At 67.9% G+C, this 18,466-nt stretch carries 15 protein-coding genes; 7 read left to right on the top strand and 8 right to left on the bottom strand.

Annotated features, from left to right (window positions below):
• The first annotated feature begins 156 nt into the window (after window positions 1-156).
• Window positions 157-1,005, top strand: a complete 849-nt coding sequence (fghA, locus tag Q0654_RS16035) for an S-formylglutathione hydrolase (protein WP_298855747.1) — start codon at window positions 157-159, stop codon at window positions 1,003-1,005.
• Window positions 1,006-1,547: 542 nt separating this feature from the next.
• On the opposite strand, the gene Q0654_RS16030 is transcribed toward fghA, so the two are convergent.
• From Q0654_RS16030 to Q0654_RS16010, 5 genes are all read right to left on the bottom strand, one after another.
• Window positions 1,548-1,952, bottom strand: a complete 405-nt coding sequence (locus Q0654_RS16030; protein ID WP_298855745.1) for a DUF4174 domain-containing protein — start codon at window positions 1,950-1,952, stop codon at window positions 1,548-1,550.
• Between the two features lie 258 nt (window positions 1,953-2,210).
• Window positions 2,211-4,868: a serine/threonine-protein kinase gene (locus tag Q0654_RS16025; RefSeq protein WP_298855743.1), complete on the bottom strand. Its 2,658-nt coding sequence runs from the start codon at window positions 4,866-4,868 to the stop codon at window positions 2,211-2,213.
• A complete protein-coding gene (locus Q0654_RS16020) occupies window positions 4,861-5,427 on the bottom strand; it encodes an ECF-type sigma factor (RefSeq protein ID WP_298855740.1) in 567 nt (188 codons plus the stop codon). The genes Q0654_RS16025 and Q0654_RS16020 overlap by 8 nt, the downstream gene beginning before the upstream one ends.
• Window positions 5,428-5,824: 397 nt before the next feature.
• Window positions 5,825-6,514: a carbonate dehydratase gene (gene can, locus Q0654_RS16015; RefSeq protein ID WP_298855738.1), complete on the bottom strand. Its 690-nt coding sequence runs from the start codon at window positions 6,512-6,514 to the stop codon at window positions 5,825-5,827.
• A gap of 94 nt (window positions 6,515-6,608) precedes the next feature.
• Window positions 6,609-7,157 carry a hypothetical protein gene (locus tag Q0654_RS16010; RefSeq protein WP_298855736.1) on the bottom strand — a complete coding sequence of 183 codons (549 nt, stop codon included), beginning with the start codon at window positions 7,155-7,157 and terminating at the stop codon, window positions 6,609-6,611.
• A 142-nt stretch (window positions 7,158-7,299) separates the two neighbouring features.
• Between Q0654_RS16010 and Q0654_RS16005 the strand changes: the two genes are divergently transcribed.
• Window positions 7,300-8,157 carry a PA4780 family RIO1-like protein kinase gene (locus Q0654_RS16005; protein WP_298855733.1) on the top strand — a complete coding sequence of 286 codons (858 nt, stop codon included), beginning with the start codon at window positions 7,300-7,302 and terminating at the stop codon, window positions 8,155-8,157.
• A 281-nt stretch (window positions 8,158-8,438) separates the two neighbouring features.
• Here the strand turns inward: Q0654_RS16005 and Q0654_RS16000 are convergent, their stop codons facing one another.
• Both Q0654_RS16000 and Q0654_RS15995 read right to left on the bottom strand, forming a co-directional pair.
• The gene (locus Q0654_RS16000) at window positions 8,439-9,749 is read right to left on the bottom strand and encodes an NADH:flavin oxidoreductase/NADH oxidase family protein (RefSeq protein WP_298855732.1); all 1,311 of its coding nucleotides are present in this window, start codon (window positions 9,747-9,749) and stop codon (window positions 8,439-8,441) included.
• Between the two features lie 17 nt (window positions 9,750-9,766).
• On the bottom strand, window positions 9,767-10,201 hold the full coding sequence (locus tag Q0654_RS15995) for a DUF6624 domain-containing protein (protein ID WP_343230148.1): 435 nt from the start codon (window positions 10,199-10,201) through the stop codon (window positions 9,767-9,769).
• Here Q0654_RS15995 and Q0654_RS15990 point away from each other — a divergent pair.
• Entirely contained in the window at window positions 10,097-10,330 is a 234-nt protein-coding gene (locus Q0654_RS15990) for a hypothetical protein (protein WP_298855727.1), read from the top strand. The genes Q0654_RS15995 and Q0654_RS15990 overlap by 105 nt on opposite strands.
• Window positions 10,331-10,914: 584 nt before the next feature.
• Here Q0654_RS15990 and Q0654_RS15985 read toward each other — a convergent pair.
• Window positions 10,915-12,150, bottom strand: a complete 1,236-nt coding sequence (locus Q0654_RS15985; RefSeq protein ID WP_298855725.1) for a DUF418 domain-containing protein — start codon at window positions 12,148-12,150, stop codon at window positions 10,915-10,917.
• Window positions 12,151-12,316: 166 nt separating this feature from the next.
• On the opposite strand from Q0654_RS15985, the gene Q0654_RS15980 reads away from it, so the two are divergent.
• The 4 genes from Q0654_RS15980 to Q0654_RS15965 form a co-directional block, all read left to right on the top strand.
• Window positions 12,317-12,679, top strand: coding sequence for a DUF1304 domain-containing protein (locus tag Q0654_RS15980; RefSeq protein ID WP_298855723.1), 363 nt, complete (start codon window positions 12,317-12,319; stop codon window positions 12,677-12,679).
• 676 nt (window positions 12,680-13,355) lie between these two features.
• Window positions 13,356-13,613 carry a hypothetical protein gene (locus Q0654_RS15975; RefSeq protein WP_298855721.1) on the top strand — a complete coding sequence of 86 codons (258 nt, stop codon included), beginning with the start codon at window positions 13,356-13,358 and terminating at the stop codon, window positions 13,611-13,613.
• A gap of 176 nt (window positions 13,614-13,789) precedes the next feature.
• Window positions 13,790-17,506 carry a methylmalonyl-CoA mutase family protein gene (locus Q0654_RS15970; RefSeq protein WP_298855719.1) on the top strand — a complete coding sequence of 1,239 codons (3,717 nt, stop codon included), beginning with the start codon at window positions 13,790-13,792 and terminating at the stop codon, window positions 17,504-17,506.
• Between the two features lie 30 nt (window positions 17,507-17,536).
• A partial coding sequence (locus tag Q0654_RS15965; RefSeq protein WP_298855716.1) for a ParB N-terminal domain-containing protein occupies window positions 17,537-18,466 on the top strand: 930 nt, incomplete at its 3' end.

Genomic DNA, 18,466 nt, shown 5'->3' with positions numbered 1-18,466 from the left:
GCGCGGCCGCACCGACGTGCCGAAGATCGTCGACTGGTACATGGAGGGCAAGATCGACATCGACTCGCTGATCACCCACACGATGCCGCTGGAGAAGATCAATGACGCCTTCGACCTGATGCACCGCGGCGAGTCGATCCGTTCGGTGGTGGTGTACTGATGGCGATCGAAACCCTCTCGGCCCAGCGCTGCTTCGGCGGCGTGCAGGGCTTCTACCGCCACGAATCCAAGGCCTGCGGCGGGCCGATGCAGTTCGGCGTCTATATGCCGCCGCAGCCGGGGCCGCGGCCGGTGCTGTTCTATCTCGCCGGGCTGACCTGCTCGCCGGAGACCTTCGCGATCAAGGCGGGGGCGCAGCGCGTCGCCGCCGAACTGGGCCTGGTGCTGGTCATGCCCGACACCAGCCCGCGCGACACCGGCATCGAAGGCGCCACTGGCGACTGGGAGTTCGGCGAGGCGGCGGGCTTCTATCTCGATGCCACGCAGGCACCGTGGAGCGCGCGCTTCAACATGCAGCGCTATCTGCTGGAGGAGCTGCTGCCGGCCGTGGCCGCGAATTTCCAGGTGGATATGCAGCGCTGCGGCGTGTTCGGCCATTCGATGGGCGGGCACGGCGCGCTGACGCTGGCGCTGAAAAATCCCTCCGTGTTCCGCAGCTGCTCGGCCTTCGCGCCGATCGTCGCACCCAGCCAGGTGCCCTGGGGGCAGAAGGCGTTTCCGCGCTACCTCGGCGAGGACCGCGCCGCGTGGCGCGCCTACGATGCCACCGCCCTTGTCGAGGACGGTCATCGTTTCAGCGGTGAACTTCTGATCGATCAGGGCCTCGATGACAAGTTCCTCGATGCCCAGCTCAAGCCCGAGCTGTTCGAGGCCGCCTGCGCGCAGGCCGGACAGGCGCTGCGGGTGCGACGTCATGCCGGCTACGACCACAGCTACTGGTTCATCCAGAGCTTTGTCGAGGACCACCTGCGGCACCATGCGGCGGCTTTGAACTCGGGTGCGTGATCCTGCTTTCGCAGGGGATTTCCTCGACTTTCGCAGGGGGCTTCCTCGATGAAGTCCGCGCTTGCGGCGCTTGCGAAAAGTCGCAGGCGCCATAGCGTGAATGCCTGATCGCGTGAGGACTTGTAGGGGTGGAGCCGGCGTCCAGGCCACGGTGGGCCAGGGCCCACCCTATGAGCTGTCGCGCGTGTCGCGTTGCGGCTGGCCGCGGCGTGATGCGCCCGGTCTCGCAAGTCAGAACCGGCGAAGGTGGGACTGACCGATTGAGCGCGAGGTCGCAGATGCTAGCGCCGCATAGGGTGGGCCCTGGCCCACCATGGCCCCGAGGCTCGCCGCGCGCCGCTCTGCTGCGAAAGACAACCACCCACGCGGAATCGCGATGCGCCGCGTCCGCGAATGACGCGTGAGGCAGTGCTCCCATAGGGTGGGCCCCGGCCCACCGTGACCTGGACACTGGCCACGCCCTCGTTCGCATCGCGTCGCCAAGGCCCGGGTGAGACCGTCGGAAACCACTGTCGAGCGTCGAGCCCAAAGTCCGTTGCGGCTTACTGCGGCTGCACTGTATCCCCACGCGCTTCGCGCACCCGCATCGGCATCGAATCCACCGCATCGATCAGCTCCTGCAGCTGCTCGGCCCGACTTCGGCTGGCTTTCAGGCCGCCATCGAGCCCGAACAGATGCAGGCCCGGTCGCATCGGGGCGCCTTCAAGGGCTTGCCGCAGGCTCGCCAGCTGCGCTTCGTCAACGTCGGCTGACGCGCTCGGCGCACTGCCTCCGATCCAGCGCAGGCCGCCGTCGTCGAGCACCCACACCGCCATCCGGCGTTCGCGCAGCGCGGCGTCGTAGCTGGCCATGGCGGGCGTCAGCGCGGCTTCCAGCGGCGCATCAACGATCACCAGACGCTGCGCCCAGCGCTGCGTCTGCAGCCAGTCCTGCGCCTGCGAAAGCATTGCCGAGCAGAGTAGGCCGCATGCGAGCAAAGCGATCAAACATCTGTTCATGGTGCGAAGCATGCGTCGCTGCGCGTGCAGCGGCAGTCGACAACGCGAATCGCTGGACCGCTGTGCCGTATGGCAGCTGCCGCCACGTCGGGCGCAGGTGCCGAGTGGCAGCGTGACCGATCGTGCATTCGCACCGGTCACCCTCGCCTGTGACTCGGTGATTCAGCGAGCGTGAAACTCGGCGAACAAGCGACCGTTCTGCCAGCCTCAGTCCGCGCTGCCCATCGCCGCCGCCACGCTGCGCACGAACGGATGCTCGTCGCCATACAGCGCGCGCAGCACGGCATGGCGCTGGCGACGAAGCGCCGCAGCTTCCTCGCCTCGCCCGCTGCCTTCGAGTGCAATCGCCCGGCCCAGCAGGGCCTGCGCGTACTCGTCGGTGTGATCGCCGAGCTCTTCCGCGATCAGCGCCAGCGCGCGCTCGGAGTGCGCCAGTGCGACTTCGATGTCACCGTTGCTGCCCGCCACTTCGGCGATTGTCGCCAGCGCCGCGAGGCAGGTGGGATTGCGCTCGCGCTCGGTGGCCTTGCAGCGCTCCAGGGCGTCGGCCAGCTCGGCCTGCGCCTCGCGCAGGCGGCCCTGCAGTTTGAAGGACTGCGCGCGCCGCAGCAAAGCTTCCACCACCATCGGACTGGACAGGCGCTCGAAGATGCCCTGCGCCTCGTCAAGCGCGGCATAGCCCGCGGCGTACTCGCCGTCGCGGTTCAAGATCCAGCCCTGCGTGGTCAGCGAATGCGCGGTCCACCAGTGGTCGTTCGGCAGGTGGCGCTTGCTCAGCTCCAGCGCCTGCTGTGCCGTTTCGCGCTGCGCGGCGAGTTCGCCGCGGTGGTACTGGATGTCCTCCTGCAGCCACAGCAGCGGCACCATCGCGGCGGAGTCCTCGCCGTGCAGTTCTTCCAGAATGGAGCGTGCCGCTGCGGTATGTGTGCTGGCCTCGTCAATGAGTCCGCGGCTGACCAGCGCAACCGACAGATTCTGCAGGTCGATCGCCAGCATTCGACGGTCATCCGGTGCGCGCGTGCGGCGCAGCTCGACGATCTCGCGCAGCAGGGGCAGGGCCTCTTCGCCGCGGCCGGTGGAGTGGAGGACGGCGGCCAGCCCGCTGAGCGCCGCCGCCAGCATCGAGACCGGTGCCTCGGGCATGCTGTGCAGGATGTCCAAGGCGCGCCGCAGCGGCACTTCACCGTCGGCGAAACGGCCTTCGTAGGTCGACAGCACGCCGAGATTGAGCGAGGACTCGGCCACGCTCGGATGATTCGGACCGTGCGTCGCCTCTGCCAGCGCCAGCGCGCGCTCGAACAGGGCGCGCGAGCCCTGGAAATCGCCCTGGCCGGCGCGGATCTCGCCGAAATCGTCGAGCAGATCGATGCGGATGTCGGGGTCGGCCTCGAACTCGCGGTCGATGCGCTGGACGGCGTCATCGAAGGCCTGCGACAGGGTGAGTTCGCCGCGCGGGTCGCGGCGCAGCGGATCGGCCTGGGTGAAGATCGAGCTCAGGAACTGCTTGATGCGGTCCGCCTTGCGCGCGGCCTCGAGCGCGCGCTCGGCCTCGCTGTCGGCGCGGCGGGCCGCCGCCAGCGCGCGTTCGGCTTCGGCATCGGCGCGCACCGCCTGCTCGCGCGCGACCTCGGCCTGCCACAGCGCCACGCTGAGGCCGACCAGCAGGGCCAGCAGGGCCACGCTGGCGCCGCCGACGGCGAAGCGATGGCGGCGCACGAACTTGCCCATGCGGTAGCGCGCGGTGTCGGCGCGTGCGGCGATCGGCCGCGCGCCCAGCCAGGCGCGCAGGTCGTCGGCCAGTCGCGCCGCGCTCGGATAGCGCCGCTGCGGGTCCGCGTGCAGGGCGGTCAGGGTGATGGTGTCGAGGTCGGCGTCGATCGCGCGCGCGCCGCCGCCGCCGGTGGTCTCGCGCTGGCGCCGGCTGGGCTTGACCAGGGTCTCGGCCTCCAGCGTCGCCAGCAGGCGATCGCCGCCAGCGCGGCGCTCGGGATGCGGCAGCGAATCGGTCAGCAGCTCGTACAGCACCGCGCCCAGGGCGTACACGTCGGTGCTGGTGGCCACATCCTCGCCGCGGATCTGCTCGGGCGCGGCGTAGGCCGGCGAGAAGGCGCGCACGCCGGTACGGGTGATCCGCACGTCGCTGTCGTCCAGCAGCTTGGCGATGCCGAAGTCCAGCACGCGCGCGCGGCCGTCGCCGTCGACCAAGATGTTGGCGGGCTTGATGTCGCGATGCACGACCAGGCGCGTGTGCGCATAGGCCACCGCATCGCAGACCTGCAGCAGCAGCTCGACGCGGGCGCGGGTCGACAGCCCGAGCCGCGCGGCGTAAGCGGTGAGGCTCTCGCCCTCGACCAGTTCCATCGCGTAATAGGGCGTGCCTTCGGCGAGGCCTCCGTCGAGCAGTCGCGCGATGTTCGGATGCTCCAGTCGCGCCAGGATCCGGCGCTCGCGGGCGAAGCGCTGCTCCGCCGAATCGCCGAGCAGGCCGGGTGCGATCAGCTTGACCGCAACCTGCTGCTGGAAGTCGCCGTCGGCGCGCTCGGCGCGCCAGACCTCGCCCATGCCGCCGCGACCGATGCGCTCCAGCAGCCGGTAGTGGCCGAGCTGCCGGCCCTGCAGGCTGCGGTCCTCGTGCTCGGACTGGGCCAGCTGCGAGACCAGGGTCGGTGCTGCGGCAGCGATGCCGTGATCGAGCAGGCCGGAGGCGCCGGCATCCGCCGCCAGCAGGCGCCGCAGCTCGGCGCCCAGCGCGGGGTTCTCGGCCTCGATGGCCTGCAGCCGGGCAGCACGCGCGGCTTCTTCCAGCTCGAACAGCTCGTCGAGCAGGGGAGACAGCCGTGCCCAGGGCAGGGCGGGCTCAGTCATGCGGCACCTCGCGTTCGGCCAGCGCGGCGTGCAGGACCGCGCGCGCCTTGCGCCAGTCGCGCTTGAGCGAACGTTCGGAGCGTCCGGTCAGCTGGCTGATTTCCTCGAGCTCCAGCCCGCCGAAGAAGCGCAGTTCGACCAGCGAGGCCACCTCGCGGTCCAGCGCTGCCAGCCGATCGAGCGCCTGGTCGAGCACCAGCAGGTCGTCGAGGCGGGCGTCCAGCGGCATGTCGTGCAGGCCCTCGTCGAGGGTCAGCGCGCGCTGGCCGCCGCCGCGCTTGCTGGCGGCGCGCTCGCGGGCGTCGTCGACCACCAGCTGGCGCATCGCGCGCGCGGCGATCGCGAAGAAATGCTGGCGGTCATTGGCCTGCATGCCGGGGCGCGCCATCTTCATGTAGACCTCGTGCACCAGCGAGGTGGCGCCGAGCCCGGGCCCTTGTCCCGCCAGCTGGCGCTGGGCGAGCCGGCGCAGATCGGCATAGATCGCCGCGAAGGCCGCATCGCCGGCCACGCGATCGCCGCCGCGGGCTGCGGCCAGCCAGTCGTCCACTGTGTCCATGCACCCCTCCGGCCCCCGCTGGCGGTGGCCGGAGTCTAGCGCGGCAGCGCGCACACGGGCCGCGTCGCCGAAGCGCTGCGCGGCCCGCGGGGCGAAGGGGTAGGGCGGTCGCGTCGGGGCGCGGCGATCGGCAAGGCATGGTCGAGTCTCCATGCTCCGACAACGCAAACCGCCGCGCTCAGGGGCCATCAAGCGCCGAGGCGCAGGCGCGCATCGGGCAGAGCCGCATGGACCAGGGCGCGCCTGCGGCAACGATCAAGAGTTCAGCGTTGCCGCGCGCCGTGGAGGGTGCACCCGCGGATCGAGCGCGCGATGCTTGATCCAGTGCACGCCAGTCCTGGCATATGCCGGACTCGCGTTCACCGATCAAGGCCGGCGGGATCTGATCAGCGCCGCCCTAGTCCACCGGATGCAGCTTGCCGCGCGCGTCGCAGCGGTCGCCGCAGCGCACCGACTCGATCGCAGCCGCATAGGCGGGCTCTAGGTCTTCCGGGCCGTCCACGCCGAAGCCCAGCTCGCGGATGCGGCCATCGAGCAGGCCGTAGATCCACGCGTGCACGCTCAGCGACTGCCCGCGCGCCCAGGCGTCGCGCACGATCGTGGTCTGGCAGACGTTCACCACCTGCTCAATGGCATTGAGCTCGCACAGGCGCGCGTGGCGCAGGCTCTCCAGCTCGGCGGCGGCCAGGATCTCGCCGTGCCGGTAGGCCACATCGCCGACGTGGCGCAGCCAGTAGTCGGCAAGACCCACGCGGGTCTTGGCCATGGCCGCGTGCACACCGGAGCAGCCGTAGTGACCGCAGACGATGATGTGCTCCACCTTGAGCACGTCGACCGCGAACTGGATGGTCGACAGGCAGTTGAGGTCCGTGTGCACCACCACGTTGGCGATATTGCGATGGACGAAAACCTCGCCCGGCGCCAGCCCGGTCACCTGGTTGGCCGGCACCCGCGAATCCGAGCAGCCGATCCACAGGTACTTGGGTGCCTGTTGCGAGGACAGACGCTTGAAGAAGGCGGGGTCCTCGGCGCGCACCGCCGCGGCCCACTGGCGGTTCTTGTCGAGCAGCTCGTGGAGTTGGGACATCCGGTGTTCACTGGGCGGGCGAAGGGCCGCGCATTGTAGGCGCAGCGTGAAGGCCTGATCGAACGCCGGCGTACGGCGCGCGCCCGCTGCGGAATCAGCTTTCGGACTGCGAGTCGCGCGGCCGGTTGCCCAGCGGCCCGCTGCCCATCGAGATCACGCTGGCAGGACGCGATGAAACAGGTGCCGGGCTCGGCGGCGCAGTGGTCTGCAGCGGCGCCGGCGGCGGCTCGCGGCCCGTCAGGTGGCCGGTCATGCGATCCAGCGTGCGGTCCAGCATCTGGATGCGGAAGTGCGTGCGCATCGCTTCGAGGTCGCGCACGAAGGCGCGGGCATCGTGGCGTTCGCCGAACTTGACCCGCAGCTTGACCCGGCCCTCCTCGGACTCCGGCAGGCCCTGCAGCACATTCAGGTCGCGCACGCGCAGCTCGATGCTCGGCATCAGCCAGAGGAAACCGGCGGAGAAACGCACGCTGAGCAGACTGTCCAGCGGAATGCGCAGGCTGCGCATGTCGCTCTTGATCACCCCGAACACCGCGTCGCGGGTGCTGAACTGCAGCTCCAACCCGAACTCGTCCAGCCGCGCCAGGCCCTTGACCTCGCCGAAGCCGCCGTGGGAGTCGAAGTGGAAGGGGATGGTGTCCATGGCGCTGGCCTGTGTTCGATGGATGGTGCGCGCGCAGACTGCGGCAGGTGGAGCGCTGTGACAAGCTGGGGTGACGCGCCCGAAGACACCCACGGCGCCGCGGGCTGCTACTGTGCGCGGCCCTGATGCCGCCGGACCCCGGATGAAAGCCCCTGCCGCCCTGCTGGAACTGATCGAAGACGGCATTCTCGATGCCGTGATCCGGCCGCTGAAGAGCGGCAAGGAGGCAGCGGTCTACGTGGTGCGGCGTGGTGACGAGATCTGCTGCGCCAAGGTCTACAAGGACATGGCGCAGCGCAGCTTCCAGAACCGCGTGCAGTACCAGGAAGGCCGCAAGGCCCGCGGCAGCCGCGAGGCCCGCGCCATGGGCAAGGCCAGCAAGTTCGGCAAGCGCGAGGCCGAAGCCGCGTGGAAGACCGCCGAGGTCGATGCGCTCTACCGCTTCTTCGACGCCGGCGTGCGCGTGCCGCGGCCCTACGGCTTCTACAGCGGGGTGCTGGTGATGGAGCTGGTGACCGACGCCGAGGGCCACGACGCGCCGCGCCTGGGCGAGGTGCAGCTTGAGCCTGAAGTTGCGCGCGACTACCACGCGCGGCTGATCCGCGAGGTCGTGCGCATGCTCTGCTGCGGGCTGATCCACGGCGATCTGTCGGAGTACAACGTGCTGGTCGATGCCGACGGCCCGGTGGTGATCGACTTCCCGCAGGTGGTGGATGCCGCCGGCAACAACGCCGCGCGCGATCTGCTGCGTCGCGACGTGAACAACCTCAGCATCAGCCTGGGCCGCTTCGCGCCCGAGCTGATGCAGACCCGCTACGCCGAAGAGATGTGGGCCCTGTTCGAGACCGGCGACCTGCTGCCGGATACGCCGCTGAGCGGCGTGTTCGAGGAGCAGCTGGCCGAAGTCGATCTCGACGCCATCGAGTGGGCGATCCGCGATGCGCGCGAGCAGGCGCTGATCCGCGAGCAGGGGCGACTGGCCGCGGCCGAGGAAGACTGACGGCGGCCGAGAAAGACTGGGAGTGCCGCTGCCAACGGATCCGCTGGCTGCAGCGCTTCGCGCGGGCCAGGGATGATCGAAGACGTGCGTGCAGACGCTCGGATTTCGATGGGCCTTGGGCGTCCACGGGAAGCGCTGGTAGATGCGCTGCGCTTATCTACCCTACAAAGGCGCGTGACGCCTTGATGCAGGCGTTCGCCAACCGACCCGCGCGAGCTGCGTGATAGGGTGCGCGTGTCGCGCACCACGCGGCTGCCATCGTCCTTGCCAGCGCGTCGGCCTCAACGCCTGAGCCGAATCGCCCGCCCCAGATCGTCCCACCAGTAGCGCAGGAAGCTGCGCAGCATGCCGCGCTCGATGTCCACCGGCCTGCCGCGGGCGATGCGATCCATCTGCTGGTAGTACCAACCCTGCGCGCCAAGCACGTTGATCATCTTCATCAGCAGGAGCGGGCTGGCGGGCGAGGCCCAACCGCGCGGCGCCAGATGCAGCTTCTGCTCGAAGGCCGGCAGACGGTCGATGCGGTGGCGCAGCAGTTCGCGCGCGCAGTCCGGGTGCGTACAGAACGGCCGCGCGATGCCGAGGACGTCGAGTGCACCCGAGGCGAGCGCGGCCTCCATCCCTTCGCGGGTGCGGAAACCGCCCGTCACCATCAGCGGCATCGTCGCGACGCGACGGATGGCCTCGGCGTACTCCAGGAAGTAGGCCTCACGCACGCGGGTGCTGCTGCGCACCTGCACCGCATCCTGGCTGCGGCCTTCCACGCCGAGCAGGCGCGGCTGCTCGTAGGTGCCGCCGGAGATCTCCAGCAAGTCGATGCCCTCGGCGTTGAGCAGCTCGACCACCTGCAGGCAGTCGGCGTGGCTGAAGCCACCCTTGCGGAAGTCGTCCGAGTTCAGCTTCACCGACACCGGAAAGCCCGGCCCGACCTGCGCCCGCACCGCGCGCACGCATTCGAGCAGCAGCCGCGCGCGGTTCTCGATGCTGCCGCCCCAGCGGTCCTCGCGGCGATTCGTCACCGGCGACAGGAAGCTGCTGATCAGATAGCCGTGCGCGCCGTGCACCTGCACGCCGGTGAAGCCGCAGTCCTGCGCGATCTTCGCCACCGCGCCGAAGCGCTGGATGATGTCGAGGATCTCGTGCTCCTCCAGCGCGCGCGGCGTCTTGTAGCTGCCGAGCAGATCCAGCGTGACCGCCGAGGGGCCGACCGGCTGGCGCGTGGCATAGCGCGGCGACTGCCGCCCGGCATGGCTGATCTGCATCCACAGCTGGGCACCGTCGCGGGTGCCTGCCTCGGCCCAGGCGCGCAGCCGCGCGCGGGCCTCCTCATCGACGCTGGGCGCGTGCGTGATATCGATCGCCACATTGCCCGGCCGCTCGATCACGAAGCGGTCGACCATCACATTGCCGGTGATATTGATCGCCGCGCCGCCAGCGCCCCATGCCGCATACAGACGTTCGTGTTCAGGCGTGGCGCGCAGCTGCGCATCGCCCAGGCCCTCGGTCATCGCGGTCTTGCACAGGCGGTTCTTCAGCACCACGCCGCAGGGCAGGGTGAAGGGCTGGGCGAGGGGATCAACAGCGGAGCGCATCACGAGGGGCAGCCTCTTCAGGGCAGTGGAGACAGGCCGAGCGCGCGGCGGCGTTCGTCGAGCTTCTCGGGTTCAAGCACCGGCAGCCGCACGGTCGCGGGCCACAGCGGCCAGCGCATCGATTGCGTGCCGTAGCGCTGCGGCCGTCCCGCGCGGGTCAGTACGCGATCAGTCAACAGCGCCAGCGCGGCGGGTCTGAGTTCGCCCTGCCAGACGCTGAGCGAAACGGCAGGCAGCGCGGCCGCCTGTACGCCCGAGTGCGCATGCTGGATCACCAGGAACGCGCTGAACGCGGCATCTTCGCCAACGCGACTGGCCAGCGGCCAGCCGCGCGACCACAGCAGGGCATGCAGTTCAGCCATGTGTTCGACATCGGTGTCGCGCATGCGCTGCAAGCACGCGGGTCGGTCGTCAACGGGCTGCCGAGCGCAGCCGGAGAGGCTGGTCCGCAGCAGCTGGTCGCGCTGGCCGAGGTCCAGCAGCAGGGCGCGATACTCAAGGTCGAGGACGCCGGCATCGCTGGCCTCGGCCCTGGGGTGCAGGGCCAGTCCGAAGGCGAGCAGGAGTGCGATGGCGATTGAGTGCCACCCACGCAGCCAGGAAGCCGCAGTGATTCCGACTGCGCCATCCCGACAGGCAAACGCCGACGCGGGCTGGCTTACGCCGTCGTCCCCGCGGAGGCGGGGACCCAGCCGACAGGGCCGGGCCTCTGGGCCCCCGCCTTCGCGGGGGCGACGGCCAAGGAGGGTGCGCGCGCCTTCAGTATCCAGCGTGCGCGGCATCAGGGCTTTCGAGGCCTCGGAGCATCCGCGCCCTGCATCCCGGCAGGCAAGCGCCGATGCGGGCTGGCTTACGCCGTCGTCCCCGCGGAGGCGGGGACCCAGCCGACAGGGCCGGGCCTCTGGGCCCCCGCCTTCGCGGGGGCGACGGCCGAAGAAGGTACGCGAGGCTTCAGCATCCGGCGCGCGAGGCATCGTGACTTGCCAGGCCGCGGAGCGCGCGACCCCGGCATCCCGACAGGCCAACGCGGACGCGGTTGCACGTACATCGTCGTCCCCGCGCAGGCGGGGACCCAGTCGATCGCGCCGAGCCTCTGGGCCCCCGCCTTCGCGGGGGCGACGGAACTCGGCACTGCGTGAGGTTTGGGCATCTTGAGAGCGAGGCATCAGGACTTCCTGAGGGCGGGTAGATGCCCATAGGTGAGTCCACGCCAGAACCATTCCAAGGGGCCGTAGCGGAAATGCCGCAGCCACAGCGGCGACAGCGCCACCTGCGCGGCAAAGATCATGAGCGCGACTTGCACCTGCTCCCAGCGATCGACCTCGCCATACCAGCCAAGGCCATAGCCGTAGAACAGCAGGCTGCAGACCAGGGACTGCAGCAGGTAGTGGGTCAGCGCCATCCGCCCCGCCGGCGCCAGCAGACCCAGCACGCGCGCGCCGAGCCCGGTCTGGAACAGCAGCACGAAGGCAGCGAGATAGGCCATTGACAGCGGCAGGTTGCCGAGCGCCATGAGACCCGCGGCAAGCAGGGCGTCGCCCATCTCCGTGCGCACGTCGAAGTTCACGCCGACGCCCAGGCTGGAGTGCACAAAGAAGGCGCCGAGCAGGCCGCCAAGCAGCAGGGTCAGCGTCCAGAAGCGCAGATGGGCGCCGGCGTTCTGGATGCGACCCGAGCGCAGCAGCCAGGCCCCCAGCAGGAACACGCCGAGCGCCATCGGCACCTGGAACATCAGCACGGTCTGCAGCATGACCGTGAAGTACTCCTGCGCGCGGTGGAGACTGATCTCAAGATAGCCGCCGGTGGCGTAGATCCGGTCCGACTCGATGGCCAAGGAGAGTGCCTTGCTCATCTCCTCGGCCATGCCGGCTTTGGCGTCCTCGGGCATGAAGCCCAGCGCGGCGCCGAGCAGCACCCACAGCGCGGAGACGGCGAAGTACAGGCCCAGGCCGGTGATCAGCACGGCAACGCCGCGGACCTTCAGGAAGGCCATCAGCATGAGCGCGGTGATGCTGTAGGCGAACAGGATGTCGCCCGGCCACAGCAGCACGATGTGCAGCAGGCCGAAGGCCATCAGTGCCAGCGTGCGGCGGAAGTAGAGCCTCCCGAACGGCCGCCCTGTGCCTTCCAGGCGGTCCTGCATCAGCGCGAAGCCCATGCCGAACAGCAGCGAGAACAGCACCCAGAACTTGCCCTGCACGAACACGTAGACGATCCAGGCGGCCCAACCGGCGGCGCCGGGCGAGGTGTCGATGCCGCTCATGTAGTCATGCACCGAGCGATTGAAGAACTCGATGTTCATCAGCAGGATGCCGAGCAGCGCGAAGCCACGCAGGGCGTCCATCAGGTGCAGGCGATCCTCGGGCGGGCGCGGGGTGGCGATCGGCGGCGGTGTGCTCATGCGTGGGCTCGTCGGGTCACAGGGCGGCGGGGCACAGTGTGGCCCAGCCCGGGCCGCCGCTGCGCGGCCTCCTCGTCCCCGGGATTGTTTCGTGGCAGGCCGGGGACACTCTCGCGTCCGGATCGGCGATGATCCGCCCATCGTCAAGGCCGGGGAGGGCAGCGCGATGCAATGGATCGGAACCGCACTGGTGGGGCTGATCGCCCTGCTGCACGTCTACATCCTCGTGCTTGAAATGTTCCTGTGGGACACGCCGCGCGGCCGTCGCGCCTTCGGCATGAGCGCCGAGAAAGCAGCGGTGACCAAGGTACTGGCCGCGAACCAGGGCCTGTACAACGGCTTCCTCGCGGCAGGCCTGTTCTGGGGGCTGTGGCAGGGTGAGACCGGCCTCGACGTGCAGGTGTTCTTCCTCGCCTGCGTGCTGGTGGCCGGGCTCTACGGGGGTGCCACCGCCAGCCGAAAGATCTACTTCATCCAGGCGCTGCCGGCGGCGCTGGCGCTGGCGTTCGTGCTGCCGCAGGTGCTGTAGGGCGAGCCACGCATCGGCATGTGGATGGCGGATGCGCTGCGCTTATCCGCCCTACGCGTACAAGGGCAATCGACTCCGCTGCGCGCAAGGCGTCCGTCGAGTCGTAGGGTACATAAGCGCAGCGCATGTACCACTCGGCCCCTCAGCCCTGAACCGCTCGGCGTTCCGCGGGTGCTGTGGCATCGCAAACGCGTCGCAGGCCGATGGCGGATGCGCTGCGCTTGTCCGCCCTACGACTCGAGTGACACCAAGCCTGCCCCGAAGCCGACCGCCTATGGGCGCTCGCGGCCGTGGGGCAAACGCCTGCACGCAAGGCGCTCGTCGAGTCGTAGGGCACATGAGCGCAGCGCATGTACCACTCAGCCCCTCAGCCATGAACCGCTCGGCGTTCCGCGAATGCGCCTGCGCTGGATCGCGCAGCCCAATGCCGCAGCAGGCAGGGTGCATGTGTCGCATCTAGATGGCGGATGCGCTGCGCTGATGCTCGCCCTGCTCCCATCGGTTTAAGCGCGACACCGCCGCAACCGCCAGGTGGAAGTAGGCCACGTCACCGCCTTGTCAGATCTGACAGCTTGTCGAGCCGCCACAGATCTTCGATGGTTCTCGACTCCGCCCGGGATGTCCCGGCGGAGATCCGCACCATTCCCTGCGACACACAACTGTGGAGATCTGGTCGATGAAATCGCTCCTTCTCACCGCGGCAGCTTCGCTCGTCCTGTTCGCCGGGTTCGGCAGCACCGTTCAGGCGCATCCCTTCGCGCCCGCCGACGCCTGCGGACCCCATAACCAGGGTGCCGTCACGGCCACCGAGAACATGGACCCCTACGGCAACGGCGTGCGGTTTGTGTTCACCTGCTACAGCGAGGGCTGGGTGTTGACCGAGACCTGGTACTGCGGTGACAACGGCTGGTACTACAGCTGCACCGTGATGTGATCGGTTGGAGGCGGCGCGCCCTTCGGGTGCGCCGCCTCTCTGTCGTAGCGGTCACCAGTCGTTTCCGTACCTGGCCGCAGGGTTTCGTGCGCTCACGGCCCAACCCTCGGCAGGGGTGCCTCACATCGGGCCGCGTACAATGGCGGGCTACGTAGACCCCGCATCGAGGCCCCCCGATGAGCACCCCCGCCAGCCGACTGCCCGCCGACGACAGCGCGCCCGCCGCATCGCCGCTGCGCTTCGTCACCGCCGCCAGCCTGTTCGACGGCCACGACGCCGCCATCAACGTGATGCGCCGCCTGATCCAGTCGCAGGGCGCCGAGGTCATCCACCTCGGGCACAACCGCTCGGTCGAGGACGTGGTCCGCGCGGCCCTGCAGGAAGACGCCGACGGCATCGCGCTGAGCAGCTATCAAGGCGGCCACACCGAGTACTTCAAGTACATGGTGGACATGCTGAAGGAGCGCGGCGCCAGCCACATCCGCGTGTTCGGCGGCGGCGGCGGCACCATCACCCCGGAAGAGATCGCCGAGCTGCAGGCCTACGGCGTCGAGCGCATCTACCATCCGAACGACGGCATGCAGATGGGCCTGGTCGGGATGATTGAGGACCTGGTCGCCCGCACCACCAAGGCCCGGCTGAGCACGCAGAAGCCCGCCGCGGTGACGCCGGACGACGAGATCGCCGTCGGCCGCATGCTCTCCGCGATTGAAGAAGGCGCCATCCCCGAGGCCGAGCTGGCCGCCCTGCGCAAGGGCTGGCAGCTGGCCGGCGGCAAGACCCCGGTGGTCGGCCTCACCGGCACCGGCGGCGCCGGCAAGAGCTCGGTCACCGACGAGATCATCAACCGCTTCCTGCAGCACTTTCCGGCCATGCGCATCGCCGTGATCTCGGTCGACCCGACCCGCCGCCGCACCGGTGGTGCGCTCTTGGGCGACCGCATCCGCATGAACTCACTGCGCTCGAAGCGCGTGTTCATGCGCTCGATGGCCACCCGCCGTCAGCACGTCGCCACCAATGCCGTGCTGAAGGACTGCATCGCCTTCCTGCGCGGCCTGAGCTATGACCTGGTGCTGGTGGAGACCGCCGGCATCGGCCAGAGCGATTCCGAGATCGTCGACCTGGTCGACTTCCCGGTCTACGTGATGACCAGCGACTACGGCGCGGCCAGCCAGCTCGAGAAGATCGACATGCTCGACTTCGCCGAGCTGGTGATCCTGAACAAGTTCGACCGCCGCGGCGCCGAAGACGCCCTGCGCGACGTGCGCAAGCAGTGGAAGCGCAACCGCGTGGCCTTCCAGATGCCGGATGAAGAGGTCCCGGTCTATCCGACCATCGCGAGCCAGTTCAACGACCCGGGTGTGAGCTGGATGTTTGTCAATCTTTGCCGCCTTGTGGCGGCAAAGATGGGATTCGGGATTCGGGATTCGGGATTGGTAGAGCAGGGCTCGGCAAGTCCGCGCTGCGACTTCCATCCGAAGGTGGATGTCAGCCTGAAGGAACCCCGCGCCACGGTGCTGATCCCCGGCGCGCGCATCCGCTATCTGGCGGAGATCGCCGAGCAGGGCAGGGCGATCAACCACGGCATCGAAAAGCAGAGCGAAATCGCAAGCCGCGCGCAGAGCGTGTACGAGGCGCTGCGCGAGTTGGAGGATCCAGCGCTGCCCAGGCCGTTGGAGCTCTACGACGCCAGTGCTTTGCTCCCCTCTCCCCGTGGGGTGAGCGGGGCTTTCGAGCCGCAACGCGGCGAGGCCGCGAACGCCGCTGCGCATGCAGGCGCAGCGGCCGGGGTGCGGGTTGGGGGAGAGGGTCCGGCAAGCCCAGAGGCCGTGCAACACCCGAACCCTCTCCCCAACCCCTCCCCCACCGGGGGAGGGGCTCGCATTGAGCCCGACCGCACCCTCCTCACCCTCCGCCAGCGCTACAACGACGCCGTCCAGTCGCTCAGCAGCGAGAACCTCAAGCTGCTCCGCGCCTGGCCCGAGCGCCTGAAGTCCGTCACCGACGAGTTCAACGAATACACCGTCCGCGACAAGGTCATCCGCGTCGAGAACTACCGCGAATCGCTGAGCCACCAGAAGATCCCGAAGATCGCCGCCCCCAAGTGGAAGAGCTGGGGCGAGCTGCTCATCTTCCTGGGCAAGGAAAACCTGCCCGGGCACTACCCCTACACCGGCGGCGTCTACCCCTACCGCCGCAGCGGCGAAGACCCGATCCGTATGTTCGCGGGCGAGGGCACGCCCGAGCGCACCAACCGCCGCTTCCACTACCTGAGCGTGGGCCAGCCGGCCGCACGACTGTCCACGGCCTTCGACAGCGTCACGCTCTACGGCGAGGACCCGGCCGAGCGCCCGGACATCTACGGCAAGATCGGCAACTCGGGCGTGTCCATCGCCACGCTCGACGACATGAAGAAGCTGTATTCCGGCTTCGACCTGTGCGCACCGACCACCAGCGTGAGCATGACCATCAACGGCCCGGCGCCGATGATCCTGGCGATGTTCATGAACACCGCCATCGATCAGCAGGTGGAGAAGTACCTGCGCGCGGACCAGGCGCGCTGGGACGAAGCGCACGCGAATATCGAGAAGTTCTTCGAAGGCAAGCCGCGCCCCGAATACGCCGGCCCGCTGCCCGAAGGCAACGACGGCCTGGGCCTGGGCCTGCTGGGCGTCACCGGCGACCAGCTGGTGGAGCCCGAGGTGTACGAGCGCATCAAGGCCGAGACCCTGCGCCAGGTGCGCGGCACCGTGCAGGCCGACATCCTCAAGGAAGACCAGGCGCAGAACACCTGCATCTTCTCCACCGAGTTCGCGCTGCGCATGATGGGCGACATCCAGCAGTATTTCGTCGATCGCAACGTGCGCAATTTCTACTCGGTGTCTATTTCGGGCTACCACATCGCCGAGGCCGGCGCGAACCCGATCAGCCAGCTCGCCTTCACCTTGTCCAACGGCTTCACGATCGTCGAGTACTACCTCGCGCGCGGCATGAAGATCGACGACTTCGCGCCGAACCTGAGCTTCTTCTTCAGCAACGGCATGGACCCGGAGTACACCGTCATCGGCCGCGTGGCCCGGCGCATCTGGGCCCGCGCCATGCGCGAGCGCTACGGCGCCAACGAGCGCAGCCAGATGCTGAAGTACCACATCCAGACTTCAGGCCGCTCCCTGCACGCGCAGGAGATCCAGTTCAACGACATCCGCACCACCCTGCAGGCCCTGTACGCCCTGTTCGACAACTGCAACAGCCTGCACACCAATGCCTACGACGAGGCCATCACCACGCCGACCGAAGAGAGCGTGCGCCGCGCCGTGGCCATCCAGATGATCATCAACAAGGAGCTGGGGCTGAACTTCAACGAGAACCCCTGGCAGGGCAGCTTCGTGGTCGACCAGCTCACCGACCTGGTGGAAGAGGCCGTGTACAAGGAGTTCGAGGCCATCAGCGAGCGCGGCGGCGTGCTGGGCGCCATGGACACCATGTACCAGCGCGGCAAGATCCAGGAAGAGAGCCTGTACTACGAACACAAGAAGCACGACGGCAGCCTGCCCCTGGTGGGCGTGAACACCTACCTCGGCAAGGACCACGGCGGCGAGATCACCACCACCATCGAGCTGATCCGCAGCACTGAAGACGAGAAGGGCCAGCAGATCGCCAACGTGCGCAGCTACCAGCAGAACCGCAACGCCGCCGTTCTCCCCGCTCCCCTGGTGGGAGAGGGGCAGGGGGAGAGGGGGCAACCCGCCTCAGGCCTCGCCTACCTCCAGCACACCGCCCGCAAGCGCGAAAACCTGTTCGCCGCGCTGATCGAAGCGGTGAAGACCCACAGCCTAGGGCAGATCAGCCATTCGTTGTATGAGGTGGGTGGGGAGTATCGGAGGAATATGTGAAGAGAGCTGCCAAATCAAGGACTTGAGTTTATGCAAATCACACAGATCCCGGTGGCAAATCTCACTCTCGATTCTCTGAATCCTCGGCTGCCTGAGCATTTGATTAATGCTTCAGAGGCGGAGATTATTAGACACCTGAGAGATGGGGAGGCGCTGAGCGAACTAGCGCAGTCTTTCGCCGACAATGGCTATTTCGAGACCGACCCGCTGGTTGTTGTTAATGAAGGCGACAGGAAAGTGGTTGTCGAGGGTAATCGACGGCTTGCAACCCTGAAAATCATTCTGGGTCTGTTGCCGGAACTAGATGATGTTCAGTTTTCGACAGTCGAATTTCCCCCGGATACTGCAGAAAAACTCAGCTCAGTCCCGTGCTTTGTCGCTGCTAATCGGGAAGAAGTCACTAAGTTTATAGGCTTCAGGCATATCGGTGGGCTTCGACTTTGGCCGCCGGAGGCGAAGGCTCGATTTGTATTTCAAGCAGTCGAAAGGGAGGTATCACAAGGCACCTCCGCCGACGTATTCAAGGAGGTTGGGCGACAGACAGGGAGCAATGCTCAAGGTGTGAGAAATCTGTATGTTGCCATTTATCTCTTGAAGCATGCCAGGGAGGAGTGGGGCATCGACGTCTCAAGCCTTCAATCGGATCGCTTCGGCGTTTGGCAGAGAGCGCTCTCGTCACAGGAGATAAAGGAGTTCATTGGGCTCAGGTCTGCGCGGGACTATACAGAAGTAAGGCACGCAGTTCACAGCACCCTCGAATCGTCAATGAGGCAGGTCATCGCAGACCTTTCTCCGAAGCAAGGAGGTCGGGCCGCACTAATTCGCGACTCGCGAGTGATTACTGACTATGGGAGTATTCTCGCGGATCCGAAATCCTATGCATTGCTTCGTGAGACGAATGACTTTAGGGAGCCTCTGAACTACACGACTGTTTCAGTCTTGCCAGGTTTGCAGGGCCAT

It is taken from the genome of uncultured Aquimonas sp., from assembly GCF_937888285.1.
GTDB lineage: Bacteria > Pseudomonadota > Gammaproteobacteria > Xanthomonadales > Xanthomonadaceae > Aquimonas.
The sequence above is the reverse complement of the archived record's forward strand: the minus strand, read 5'-3'. Positions and strand labels throughout refer to the sequence as shown.

Bases quoted from the DNA above. Each gene is read 5' to 3' on its own strand.
- can (WP_298855738.1), bottom strand. From the start codon at position 6,514: ATGTCCCAACTCCACGAGCTGCTCGACAAGAACCGCCAGTGGGCCGCG.
- Q0654_RS15970 (WP_298855719.1), top strand. From the start codon at position 13,790: ATGAGCACCCCCGCCAGCCGACTGCCCGCCGACGACAGCGCGCCCGCC.
- Q0654_RS16010 (WP_298855736.1), bottom strand. From the start codon at position 7,157: ATGGACACCATCCCCTTCCACTTCGACTCCCACGGCGGCTTCGGCGAG.
- Q0654_RS16005 (WP_298855733.1), top strand. From the start codon at position 7,300: ATGAAAGCCCCTGCCGCCCTGCTGGAACTGATCGAAGACGGCATTCTC.
- Q0654_RS15985 (WP_298855725.1), bottom strand. From the start codon at position 12,150: ATGAGCACACCGCCGCCGATCGCCACCCCGCGCCCGCCCGAGGATCGC.
- Q0654_RS16020 (WP_298855740.1), bottom strand. From the start codon at position 5,427: ATGGACACAGTGGACGACTGGCTGGCCGCAGCCCGCGGCGGCGATCGC.
- Q0654_RS16000 (WP_298855732.1), bottom strand. From the start codon at position 9,749: ATGCGCTCCGCTGTTGATCCCCTCGCCCAGCCCTTCACCCTGCCCTGC.
- Q0654_RS15990 (WP_298855727.1), top strand. From the start codon at position 10,097: ATGCAGTTCAGCCATGTGTTCGACATCGGTGTCGCGCATGCGCTGCAA.
- Q0654_RS16030 (WP_298855745.1), bottom strand. From the start codon at position 1,952: ATGCTTTCGCAGGCGCAGGACTGGCTGCAGACGCAGCGCTGGGCGCAG.
- Q0654_RS16025 (WP_298855743.1), bottom strand. From the start codon at position 4,868: ATGACTGAGCCCGCCCTGCCCTGGGCACGGCTGTCTCCCCTGCTCGAC.
- Q0654_RS15975 (WP_298855721.1), top strand. From the start codon at position 13,356: ATGAAATCGCTCCTTCTCACCGCGGCAGCTTCGCTCGTCCTGTTCGCC.
- Q0654_RS15980 (WP_298855723.1), top strand. From the start codon at position 12,317: ATGCAATGGATCGGAACCGCACTGGTGGGGCTGATCGCCCTGCTGCAC.